Consider the following 12,386-nt stretch of genomic DNA (forward strand, 5'->3'; position numbering starts at 1 on the left):
TCGAATATCAAAAGTGTTGTCTATAATTCGATTATTGGCAACTGAGCGATGTAAAAACCATGAATTTTACTTTGAGCAACTCAACCGCACTGATTGGCCTAGCCTGTTTACTGACTTCTTCAGCAACTTTGGCAACCGATCGACCTGTCACCATGGCCGACATTGAAAATCTTGAGCGGCAATTAGCTGAGCTTAAAGCTCGGTTTATGACGCAAAATAGCGAACTAAAGGCCGCAGCTCCAATGGCAAAATCAACACCACAAAGTGACCCGGTAAAACCACCTAGCGAGCCCTCAACCACGCTCAAAACCTATGCCACAATACGCCCGACATTTGGCGTAATCAATCAAGATGACGCAAGTAACTGGGATGTTCGTGACGCCTTATCCCACGCAGGGATTAAAGTAACTCATGAATTTATGCCGGGCTGGCAGGCCGAACTTCATGGTGAATGGGGCATCGATCTCGCCAATGAAGGAAATTTTGGCAAGTCACGCCGTGCTTATACTGCACTAGGCACACCGTATGGTCGATTTGGCATTGGCAAACAAAGGCCTGCACAGTATCTGTTTATTGCCGAATACGTTGATATTTTTAATCACGCCAGTAGCCCATTTGCTTACGATCCAGAGAGTATTTTTTTCGTTGATAATTTAGTCACTTACCGCTACGAATTGGGGCCAATGACGTTTATCGCCGCAGGCCAATTTAATGGTGATAAGGGCGATAATCAAACGGATTTATTCAACACAGGGTTAAGTTACGATAACGCAGGTTTACACGCGGCGATTACTTATCAACAAAACGATGTGTACGATAACGAGCAACATATTGGCGAAAACCAACTTTGGTCTGGTGCGCTGGCTTACCAATTTACCTCCCGCTTTTACGCTGCTATGGCATATCAGGACAAAGACTATCAACGCGTGGAAGCTCTTGATTCTCGACAAGGCCACACCTTTGATCTTTCGTTGGCCTATCAACTCGCAAAACACTATAAACTCAAAACCGGATATTTTGATTTTGATGACGGTTACGGCAGTCATGATCCGCTTAATCAAAGCTTCGATGGCTACAATGTTACACTTGAGTGGCTACCAACACCGCCCCTCAGAGTGCACTTGGAGTATTTGAACAAGTCCTTCGACAACCAAATCGATATGGACTCCATCTCCATTGGCTTTAGGTACGATTACAAGCAAGAGTGGCAATTTGATTAGTTAGAATAATAATTTCTAATTTGGATTGATTTATACATCAAGTATTCAAGTGAGGGTGGTACACTCGCGCAAGGCTTAGAAGTATTCAAGTTTAAAGAGGCGGTATGAACCACGCTCCTATTCCACTCAATATTACCGCGAGCGCCAAAATCGAGAGCATTGTGGTGCTACACGGCTTGTACATGTCTGGCTTTGTGATGCGGCCGCTTAGCGCTCGCTTAGGTAAATCGGGCTACCGTATTCTCAATTTAAGCTATAACACATTAACGCCAGATATTGATGAGATCTGCGCCGCTATTGATACTTTTGTTGGCGATCGCCCCGCCGCCCTCGTTTGCCACTCCATGGGAGGCTTAGTTGCAAGAGCATATTTAGAACGAGGTTCTGCCGCGAGCAAGCAAGTAAAAAAAGTGGTGACCTTGGGGACACCACATAAAGGCAGTGCCATTGCCAAGCATATGCACGACAAAGGACTGGAGCTACTGTTAAAAAACAGTGTGGAGTTTTTATTATCTAACAATCAAGATTGGCCTTTCGACGCCAAGCTTTACAGTATTGCCGGTGACTTACCCATTGGACTAATGCCACTGCTACAAAAAGGTAGCCAGTCGGATGGCACTGTGCTGTTAGAAGAAACCAAGCTCAGTGGCATGGCCGAACACAAAGTATTTCATCTCAGCCATACCAGCTTAATATATTCCCGTGCGGTAATGGACTATATCTGCGAGCTGTTAGGGAGGCCTTAGTGCTCTGCGCTTGCAGCTACTTTGTAAGCAATCACTGCGATCAAGCCAACTAATAACGGCACTGGCGCTGCAATATAGCCAAAGGTATCTGAGTTTGCGATGCTTGCGCCAGCTAAGTGACCTACGAGCCCAACAACAAAAGCCACTAAAGCGATAACAACGACGACGAGTTCCATTTTATGTTCTGATTTTGTTTTGCCTTTCATACTCATTTCCTCCAGTAGTAGACACCGCGTTTTTTGTGTCTTGATGAAATGATTATGCGCTTATGATGCGGTGATATTTTGACCTAAATCAAGTTTAAAACCGCCAAAAGACGAACGAGATTAAACGCTTGTCTTAGATCAAAAACTACGCGCTCTGGTTATATTTTGGGAAAAGTTGGCAAGCTTTATTCCCAACGAGTACTCATGTCACCTTGTTATTGTTGAGCGCTTTTTAGGGTTTCATCTTGTTTTTTAATGCACTCATCCCAACGTCATATTGTATTAATATTTAATATGTTTTTATTTTATTAATTGATTTTTCCGATTAAACACTTTGATTTTAATCATTGGGCAATCACCTAAGGTTGCGCCATACTGACTGTGAATCAACAAGGAGCATCGCATGACAAACATTAATTCTATCGGTTTAGACAAAGCAAAGAGCCAAGCGCTAGTAACGTCACTTAATACGCTACTAAGCAGCTACCAAATTCAATATATGAATGCCCGTGGTTTTCACTGGAACATCAAAGGTCGTGAGTTTTTTGAACTACACCTAAAATTTGAAGAAATTTATACGCTATTACTTGAGAAAGTCGATGAAATCGCAGAGCGTATTTTGACAATTGAAGGCAACCCATTGCATGCGTTTTCTGATTATTTGGAAACCAGCAAAATTCAAGAAGCAAAAGGGATCAGCAATGGTACGCAAGCACTAGAAACCCTGCTTGATGGCTACACAACGCTTATTTCTATGCAGCGTGAGATTCTAGCGCAGGCGGGCGAAGCCGAAGATGAAGGGACAGCTGCGCTAATGAGCGACTATATCAAAGAGCAAGAGAAGCTGGTGTGGATGCTTAAAGCATATTTAAACTAAGATTAAGGCTAGGGTGTACAAGTCGAGCTAAAAGCTACGACCTACAAGCGAGCCAGCTCCTACCTTGATTCTCCTCTGGTAGGAGCGAGTTCACCTCGCGATCTTTTATCTCGCTGTTGTCGAGTTAGAGCTAGGGTGTACAAGTCGAGCTAAAGCTACGACTTACAAGCAGAGCCAGCTCCTACCTAGGTATTCCTCTGGTAGGAGCGAGTTTACCTCGCGATCTTTTATCTCGCTGTTGTCGAGTTAGAGCTACGACCTACCATTCAATAAGCTGATAAAGAATGCCATTTCTAGTGCTCTTTCATGTAAGCTTTTAAATCGGCCTGAGGCACCACCGTGACCTGCTTCCAAGTCGGTTTTAAAGATCAGCACGTTATCATCCGTTTTATATTCTCTAAGCTTAGCAACCCACTTCATTGGCTCCCAATACTGCACTTGCGAGTCGTGCAGACCTGTGGTGACTAGAATATTTGGATAGGCTTTGGCTTCAATATTGTCATACGGCGAATACGCTAAAATATTCTGGTAGTCCGCTTCATTATTCGGATTACCCCATTCATCATACTCATTGGTTGTCAATGGGATTGACTCATCCAACATGGTAGTTAACACATCCAAGAAAGGCACATGGCAGCCTAACCCTAAATACAGCTCTGGAGCTTGGTTTGCAATTGCACCCATTAACAGGCCGCCTGCACTCCCGCCTGATGCAAACACTTTGTCTTTATGGCCGTAGCCCTGCTCAACCAAGGCCTTGGTAACATCAATAAAGTCGTTAAAGGTATTTTGCTTATGCGCTTTTTTGCCTTGCTCATACCATTCACGACCAAGCATCTCAGAACCTCGAATATGCGCAATCGCGTATACAAACCCTCTATCTAACAGGCTTAGAATTTGACTAGAGAAGTTAGGGTCGATAGTAATACCATAAGAACCATAGCCATACTGCAATAGTGGATTGCTACCGTCTTGATTAAACTTATCTTTTCGATACACCAAAGATACAGGGACTTTAACGCCATCTCTTACGGTTATATGCAAACGTTCAGAGTGATAATATTCAGGTTTAAAATCACCTAACACTTGCTGTTGCTTTTTCAGCGTCTTCTTACCAGTGGTTAAATCACAATCGTACACTGAGCTGGGAGTTGTCATACTCGAGTAGTGGATACGAATATTACTTGAACTTGGCTCAGGGTTATTTCCTACCGTAGCAAAATAACAAGCATCATCAAATCCAAGGTGATAGCTCTGCCCTTGATAATCATGGACAACAAAACGGATCTGCCCTTGTTCACGCTCAGTCAGCACAAAGTGACTATGGAACAGCTCCAAGCCTTCTAATAGTACATGGTCGCGATGGGCAACCAACTCTTCCCATTGCTCGACATTACCAACGGTTGCCCCTGTTGCACGCATTAAACGGAAGTTTTTAGCGTTCTTATTACTAAGGATGTAAAAGAACTCTCCCATTTTTTCAAGACCATATTCATGGCCAATTTCTCTTGGAATAAGAGTGCTAAACTCACCGCAAGGATCGTTTGCATCCAGTATTAACTGATCGCTCGTTTCCGTCGCTGCGAGATAGATATAAATAGCGCTTTCGTCACGACTTTTACCCAATCCCATATAAAATTGGCGATCTTGCTCTTCAAACACCAAAATATCATCACTTTGTGGCGTTCCCAACACATGGCGATACACTTGGAAGCCGAGCAACGTTTGCTCGTCTTTTTTGACATAAAATACAGTTTTATTGTCGTTCGCCCAAATTACCTGACCTTCCGTGTTATACAGCACATCTTGCAGTAAGGTATTGGTGTTTAAATCAAGAAACTTGATGGTGTAAATTCGACGCCCGTCGGTATCTTCACTATAGGCAAGCAGTTGCTCATCTGGGCTTACAGTAATATCACCGATGTCATAAAACTCGTTGCCAGCGGCTAACTGATTAATGTCTAAAAGAAGTTTTTTATCCGACAAATCTTCTTGTGATGCGCGATAATATCTAGCATATTCCTCATCACCACTCACTTCACTCACATACCAATAGTTGCCATCTTTTGCGGGCACTGAGCTATCGTCTTTTACGATACGACCTTTCATTTCTTCAAACAGCTGGGTTTGCAGCGCTTGGTGAGGCGCCATTTGCGCTTCACAGTAATCATTCTCTGCTTTGAGGTGTGCCAACACATCAGCATTTTTACGCTCGTCATCACGCATCCAGTAGTAGTTGTCGATACGTTCATGATTATGGTGCAGCAAGGATTTCGGCTGCTTTTTGGCTAGCGGTTTAGTTTTTTCCATCACCAAGTTGTCATCCTAAATTCGTTATTTTTCGCCAGTGTATCACAGCAAATTTAGGAATTAACAACCATCTAAAAAGCTTTCTGGTGTTTCCTCTACAGCAACACCCTGAGACTTTGCAACCTGCCACAATTGCTCTCCTTGTGATTTAGGCACAAGCCAATTACAGGCAAAACTCGAATATAGATAAACTTCTTCATCTTCTACAGAAAGTAGCTCAACCCCAAATTGATCCTGCTTATTTGGATGGCGATAAACACAAAGCTTATTGTTGCTCGTCATTCTATACACTTTCGGCAGTGGTGAGCGCCAGTTATAAATGTGAATTTCACGATTCTCAAAGTTGAGGATTAATGTGTGTTCCAGATTAATGATTGCATAAACAATGACACCTGCAGTGAGCAATAGCATCACTATTATTGCTGGTCTTGCCAAACTAGCATCCACAGTCAATGAATTGCCAGAAACGACATCCTCAACCGTTATCGCATAATAAGTACCCAATGCAAAAAATATAGTGCATGCCAAAATTCGCAAAGGTAGAAGTCTAAAGCTTTTTTTTAATGTAACGCACTGAATCATACTATCCTTTATTTTCTAATCACTGATAATCAACTCTATTGGGATAGCGCATATTAAGACGTTAAATTAGCAACCAGAATGGCTTAGGTGCAGGCTCAACCGCCCTCTTTTTTTCTTTTGCCATTTGCCAAAACAACGCAGCTTCAGCGTCACTGGCTTTCCACTCACACGCACAGCTTAATTTTGGTTCTGTGTCGTTTGGGCAATCATACAACTCCAAACCAAATTGATTTTTATGTCTAGGATGACGATAAATCGCTAACACACAGGCTGGTTTTAGCAAAATAGTTTGCACACGGCTGGAAAATTTTGGATAAAAATAAATGCGCCCTTGCTCTAAGTCAATTTCTAGTTTGCGAGGTGCCTTTAAGATATCGTACACAATAAAACAAAGCGCAATGCCAATCAAAAAAAGAGTAACATCTCCTTTAAAACGAACACTAGCGGTTGATGAACCATCTGGATGAAACCCTTCTATCGTAAGTGCGTAATATGCCATCACAGCGAAGAAAGAGGTGACAATACCGACTCGCAGCGGCAGCAAGACGGAGCGTTTTGTAAACGTAATTTTTGTCTGCATAGGATAAACCTCAGAAAATTTATTACTTAACAAATGATAAGAAATATTATCAGCTCACAATACTTACTTTTAGTAAGTATTGTGAGCGAACAGATCTACTAACTACTCATGCTTAAAACCAATACGTATCACTGAAATAGCATATTCAGTCCCCTCAACATCCATGCGTCCTTGCTGATTTCTATTCCCTGCACTCATTTCATCAAGGTAAATCGTTAAAGACTTGTCTGCTGCTGCAATGACTTCACCAACATCAATCACCCCGTTGTGATTAGCATCTTGCCAAACCTTAAGGTAATGATAATTATTATCAAGTTTGTCGAGTATTGCATCTTGGTTTGAATCTAATAGAGAAATAGTGTCTTGAGTCTCTGTAAATGGCCTGAATAATATCTCACTTGCACTATCTAACTGATTGTTTTGATTTGCATCAACGATCAATAATGCATCAGCACTTCCCACTGTAATGGAGTTGGTGTTTGGATTAAGTGACCACTCTACTCCATCCTGTGCCAGATCAAGTACTATAAAATGCCCTGACGCAGCTAAAGTATCTAGGCTTCTATAGCCTCGGCAAGGTGGCTCATCAGGTCTATGTACTACACTCATCATGCTACAAACTATATCTGTAACGGTTTCTGGGCCTTCGTAATGTTGAGGAGGGTTGCTCCAATTGTTTGGAATATTGAGTTCTTGTTGCAGAAGATTATCCATATGCTCTTCAAAAGCAGCTCCCACATGGTAACTACCTATGATCTCAGCAATCCTTATAGCAAACTTTTTTGAGTGCGAAGCTCTTTTTACTAAAATTGCGGCTTTTCCAATAGATGTTCCAGCCGCCGCTCCGACAACAAGTGTTAGTGCTTCAGATATAGCCTCGCCATTTTCCCCCTTTATAGCATGAGCAATGCCTTGTAAGCCTTGCCCACCTGCTGCAATTAATAAGTTAATTGCATCAATCTTCTTTTCTATTTTTCTCACCAGGATACTATTTTTACGAGCTCTTGCCCTTAGCTCTTCTAACGCATTAAGCAGCTACTTTGCAGCGACTGTTAAGTCTACCGCAGCTTCATCAAGTTCTGACTCTGTTTTTGATGCATCGCTCGACTCACCGCCGCTAGCTGCTACTCCCATTCCACCAGAAACCCCACCTGATGTGCCACCCCAGCCCCCCGAGAAACATCGTGCCTGCCTCATACTACGTACATTAATTACGCATTCTCTCTCGTGCTTCCAGCCATTAACTTCAATACGTTCAACGTCATCACTTGCTTGTACTTTAGCTGATGCACTGATGACCCCCAGAGCAAATGTAATAGCGCCTGAAATAAGTGATACTTTCAAAACAACCCCTCAATTAAACAATTTTTTGCAATTATATTAAAATTACCCAAAACAGGTATAGCAAGAAATTATTAATTTCCCTTTTTCGGAAACGGATTAGGTTTTTAATACACAAAAAAGGCCGAGCATCACTGCGCGGCCTTTATATTATTGAGTGTAAACGAGAGTTTCTAAGCTTCTGCTTTCTCTAGTTGGTTATCGCCAGATTTAGGCTTGCGTCTGATCTTCGCTTTTAAGCGTGAACCCGCACCCTGCATATCCGTTAAGATGATGTATAGGGCCGGCACTAACACCAGCGTGATAAGCGTTGCGAATAGCACTGCAAACCCAAGTGATACCGCCATCGGAATAACAAATCTTGCTTGTAGACTCGTTTCAAAGATGATTGGCATTACACCAGCAAACGTCGTGATTGAGGTTAGCGTGATTGCCCTAAAGCGTGCACACCCCGCTTCAATAACCGCCTCTTTAAGCTTAACGCCCTCAGCACGTGCTTGGTTGATATAGTCCGTCATTACCAAGGAGTCGTTGATCACAACCCCTGCAGCGGCTACTAGTCCAAACATAGACATAGTACTCATATCTAAGCCAAACACTAAGTGACCCCATAGCGCGCCCACTAAGCTAAACGGAATTACCGACATCACGATAAGCGGTTGTGCGTAACTCTTCAGCGGTACAGCCAATAGGATATAAACCATCAACATACCAGCGGCAAAGAATAAGATCTGCTCACTGGTTTGCGCTTGACGCTCTTCCACACTACCACCTAGCTTAGTTTTGACGCCTGGGAACTGTTTTAGTAGCTCTGGTAAGATATTTTCTTCGATATTCTTAACCACGGCATCTGGCTCAATCAGCTCTTCATCGATGCTACCGTATACATATACCGTTCTAAAGCCATCTTCACGACGAATATAATTGATACCCGGCTTCTCGGTAAACTCTACGACATCGCCTAGCATCACTTCTTTACCTTTTGGCGTTGTGATGATAGTACGCTTAAGTGAAGCCAAAGCTTTACGATCTAGTTCAGGATAACGCACCATCACTTTGATTTCTTCGCCATCACGAATAACACGCTGTGCTTCGCCACCGTAGAAACTATTGCCAACCTGAATCGCAACATCAGCAAGTTGCAAGCCAAGCTCATAAGCCACTGGCTTAAGCGCGATCTGCATTTCTTTACTCGCAGGGTCAATACTTGAGCTGATATCAAATAGTCCAGGTTGCTGCTGCAACATTGAAATAAGCTGCCTACCCGCCGCGTTGAGGGTCTCGATGTCAGAACCTAGCAAGCGATAGCCAAATTCGCCCTCACCACCACTTTGATCGCCAACACTGTCATACACGATGATTGATTTCACTGCGGTGATCTCTGGCATTGCCTCGCGCCAACGACGTGCAAGTTCAAAAGCCGTAAATGGTCTTAGCTCTTCGTCAACTAACGTCGATAACACTGAGCCCTTAGCGCGGCTTTGGTTCCAAGAATATACATCCTTAACCATACCTTGACCGAACTCTTGGGCAATCTCTTTATCGACATTACGCACCATTAACTCAATAGACTGCATTGCCGCAATGGTTTGCTCGTCCGAGACATTGTCGTTCATGGTAATTTCGATCTTTGGATAATCCTCTGGCACTTTCGGGAATGGAATAAAGCGCACTAAATTCGAAGTCACTAAGCTAAAGCTAAATACCAGCATCGCCACAAAAGTTAATAATACGGTCCAGCGCCAGTCAACACAGCGCTGAATAAAGCGTCTGTATGGTCCGTTTACAAATGCGAAGAACTTCTTGTTAAATGCAGCACGACGACTGTTTGGACGTAGTGGTTTAATCTTAGTGTGAGCAATGTGCGCTGGCAAAATCCATTTGGATTCAATCAAGCTGAACACCAAGCACAGAATAATAACGCCCGAGATTGACTTAAAGAATGCACTTTCAGGACCAGATGAGAACAACATAGGTGCAAACACAGCAATAGTTGTCAATACACCGAAGGTTGCTGGCGTTGCAACACGCTTAGCACCAATCACCACATTCTTAACGCTGTGACCTTTGCGTTCAATTTCGGAGTAGGCGGACTCCCCTATGACGATGGCGTCATCCACCACGATCCCAAGTACCATGATAAAGGCGAACAGCGATACAATATTAATACTGATCCCAAGTGCTGGCATAAATAGGAACGCACCGAGGAAGCACACCGGCAAGCCAATCATTACCCAGAGCGCTAATTTGAAGCGTAGGAAAATAGTCAGCATGATTGCGACGAGTAACGCACCCTGTAACATATTGCTCTTCATCATCTCGAGTCGAGCGTTCAGGTAGTACGTCATATCAACGATTGGTTCTAATCTTAAGCCTGCGGGTAACTTAGCATTTTTCTCTTCGATATATTTATGTACCGCTTTCGCGATTGGGATCATATTTTGGTCTTTGGTCGCTTTAACCGACAGGAATACCGCATTTTCACCATTCAAATGGAAGTAATATTCACCTTCAGTCAGGCCATCTTTAATTTCTGCGATATCTTGAAGATAAATTTTGGCGCCGTTATCACCGACCTTAACAGGTATGTTTCTAAACTCATTACCGCGGTACATTTGGTTTTCAACACGCACTGCAATGATGCCTGATTCAGTTCTGATTTGACCAGCTGAAATGTTGGTTGAATAACGTCTAATTGCGCTACTTACATCACTGATGGTTAGGTTATAACGGCGCAGAGCATCTGGATCAACTTCAATACCAATCTCATAGTTTGGGGTTGAACGGTCAACCAATGAAATCGTTGGAATTTCGAGTAATTCATCTTCGATCTCTTTGGCGATTGGCTTGAGTGCATTCAACGGTAGATTACCAGCCAGTGCGACGTTCACCACGTCTTGACGAAATTCTATAAGCTGAACCTGCACGGGCTCCATGGATGCTGGGAAGGTCGCGATACTATTCACACGCGAGCGAATTTTATCTTCTACTTCCGTTAAGTCTTCATCTTTATAGATTTCAAGTTGCGCACTACCGCTGCCTCTAGCGGCACGGTAAACCCCTTTTTTGATTTCTGTAACGTCTTTTAATGCTTCTTCAATTTTGATCAAAATCCCCTCTTCAATTTCTTGAGGAGACGCGCCAGGATACACAGCTGACACCGTCACATAATTGATTTCAAAGTTTGGAAACATTTGTCTTTGGATAGTCATATAACTGATAAAACCCATTATCAGTATGAAGACCATCAACAAGTTCGCCGCTACCGTATTATTCGCAAAATAAGCGATAATACCGCGCTGCGATGTTTTTTCTATATCACTCATGGTCGCTCCTTGCTGTTACAGCTTTTCCGGCTGACTACTAGGCTTTGATGAGGAGTCCGTGCCAGCAACTTTAACTTCCATGCCTTTTTGTGGATATTCAGGTGGTGTCATGACCACTTTATCGCGACTTGTGATGCCATCGCCGATTAAGAAGAACTCACCCTCTTCGCGGATAACTTGCACTTTTCGTGGCTCAAGCTGGTTATCTTGATTAAGTAACCAAACCGACTGATTATTCACGATATCTTGTGGTAGACGATAGATTTGTTTTAACGTTTTACCCGCAAAGCTAACTTGTACATACGTGCCATATTTTATCGCTGGCTGGCGCGTTGTGAGACCATACGGGTCATTGATACGTACCACCAGGTTGTTCATACGCGTTTGTTGGTCAACAGTACCTAAATCTCTATCAATCTCAGCTTCACGAGTGAAGGCATTCACACCACGCTGATAAACCGTAGCGGCAAGCCCTGACACTCGCTCAGGTAAAAACACAGAATCAAAACCCGCGATAGGAATAATCACTTCCGCCGTTTCGATGTTATTGACAGTACCAACTGAACTCCCCATAGAAACGAACTGGCCAAGACCAACGTCTTTTTTCACCACTAGTGCGTTATAAGGCGCGATAACTTCGCAGTTTTCTAGGTCTCGCTTTGCACGCTGCAGTGCAGCTTTTGCCGATTTTACTGAGGCTTTGGCACTCATGACCTGCGGTTTACGTAAAAATAGGTCGGTATGCTTTTTATTTGGAAATCTTCTTGCTTCATCAGCAGCTACATCAGCTTGTGCTTGCTCTTCGATAAGCTGCGCCTGAGCTCTGGCAAGTTCTGCTTCTGCTTGTAGTAACGCGGCTTCGTAGTTATCTTGCTCAATACGCAGTAACACTTCGCCTTTTTGTACCACACCGCCTTCAACAAAGTTAGGGTGCCAGTATTCAACTTCGCCCGATACTTGAATAGAAAGTTGTGTACTTTCTAGCGGTTTTACTTCGCCATAGCTTTGGATCACAACTTGGTGATCTTGCGCAGCGAGAGTTTCAACTTCAACAACAGGACGAGAATCGACTTCTTGCTTCTCAGGTTCACTCTTAGCAACGGCATTGACGAACATAAATCCGACAACACCCACTATAAGCACGGTAAAGGGTAGAATCCATTTTAAAGTTTTAGCTTGCATGACAGTACCTATTGAT

11 protein-coding genes are annotated in these 12,386 nt (G+C 43.2%); 3 read left to right on the plus strand and 8 right to left on the minus strand.

What is annotated here, in order from left to right:
- Positions 1 to 59 precede the first annotated feature (59 nt).
- Positions 60 to 1,220, plus strand: coding sequence for a porin (locus L3V43_RS13005; protein WP_211867306.1), 1,161 nt, complete (start codon positions 60 to 62; stop codon positions 1,218 to 1,220).
- Between the two features lie 104 nt (positions 1,221 to 1,324).
- Entirely contained in the window at positions 1,325 to 1,966 is a 642-nt protein-coding gene (locus tag L3V43_RS13010) for an alpha/beta fold hydrolase (RefSeq protein ID WP_010606909.1), read from the plus strand.
- Here L3V43_RS13010 and L3V43_RS13015 read toward each other — a convergent pair.
- Entirely contained in the window at positions 1,963 to 2,172 is a 210-nt protein-coding gene (locus tag L3V43_RS13015) for a hypothetical protein (RefSeq protein WP_010376516.1), read from the minus strand. The genes L3V43_RS13010 and L3V43_RS13015 overlap by 4 nt on opposite strands.
- A 403-nt stretch (positions 2,173 to 2,575) precedes the next feature.
- Between L3V43_RS13015 and L3V43_RS13020 the strand changes: the two genes are divergently transcribed.
- Complete coding sequence (locus L3V43_RS13020; protein ID WP_010376518.1) at positions 2,576 to 3,049, plus strand: Dps family protein; 474 nt, start codon at positions 2,576 to 2,578, stop codon at positions 3,047 to 3,049.
- 252 nt (positions 3,050 to 3,301) lie between these two features.
- Here the strand turns inward: L3V43_RS13020 and L3V43_RS13025 are convergent, their stop codons facing one another.
- The 7 genes from L3V43_RS13025 to L3V43_RS13055 form a co-directional block, all read right to left on the minus strand.
- Complete coding sequence (locus tag L3V43_RS13025) at positions 3,302 to 5,359, minus strand: S9 family peptidase (RefSeq protein WP_237116747.1); 2,058 nt, start codon at positions 5,357 to 5,359, stop codon at positions 3,302 to 3,304.
- Positions 5,360 to 5,419: 60 nt separating this feature from the next.
- Positions 5,420 to 5,941, minus strand: coding sequence for a hypothetical protein (locus tag L3V43_RS13030; RefSeq protein ID WP_102057748.1), 522 nt, complete (start codon positions 5,939 to 5,941; stop codon positions 5,420 to 5,422).
- A 61-nt stretch (positions 5,942 to 6,002) separates the two neighbouring features.
- Positions 6,003 to 6,521, minus strand: a complete 519-nt coding sequence (locus L3V43_RS13035) for a hypothetical protein (RefSeq protein WP_237116746.1) — start codon at positions 6,519 to 6,521, stop codon at positions 6,003 to 6,005.
- 102 nt (positions 6,522 to 6,623) lie between these two features.
- Positions 6,624 to 7,502 (minus strand): hypothetical protein, encoded by an 879-nt coding sequence (locus tag L3V43_RS13040; RefSeq protein WP_102057749.1) that lies wholly within the window; start codon positions 7,500 to 7,502, stop codon positions 6,624 to 6,626.
- Between the two features lie 54 nt (positions 7,503 to 7,556).
- A complete protein-coding gene (locus L3V43_RS13045; protein WP_102057750.1) occupies positions 7,557 to 7,865 on the minus strand; it encodes a hypothetical protein in 309 nt (102 codons plus the stop codon).
- A gap of 170 nt (positions 7,866 to 8,035) precedes the next feature.
- Positions 8,036 to 11,188 (minus strand): efflux RND transporter permease subunit, encoded by a 3,153-nt coding sequence (locus L3V43_RS13050; RefSeq protein WP_237116745.1) that lies wholly within the window; start codon positions 11,186 to 11,188, stop codon positions 8,036 to 8,038.
- A gap of 15 nt (positions 11,189 to 11,203) precedes the next feature.
- Positions 11,204 to 12,370, minus strand: a complete 1,167-nt coding sequence (locus L3V43_RS13055) for an efflux RND transporter periplasmic adaptor subunit (RefSeq protein WP_010606916.1) — start codon at positions 12,368 to 12,370, stop codon at positions 11,204 to 11,206.
- Positions 12,371 to 12,386: the final 16 nt, after the last annotated feature.

The sequence above is a fragment of the Pseudoalteromonas sp. L23 genome, from assembly GCF_021728455.1.
In the GTDB taxonomy this organism is placed as follows: Bacteria; Pseudomonadota; Gammaproteobacteria; order Enterobacterales; family Alteromonadaceae; genus Pseudoalteromonas.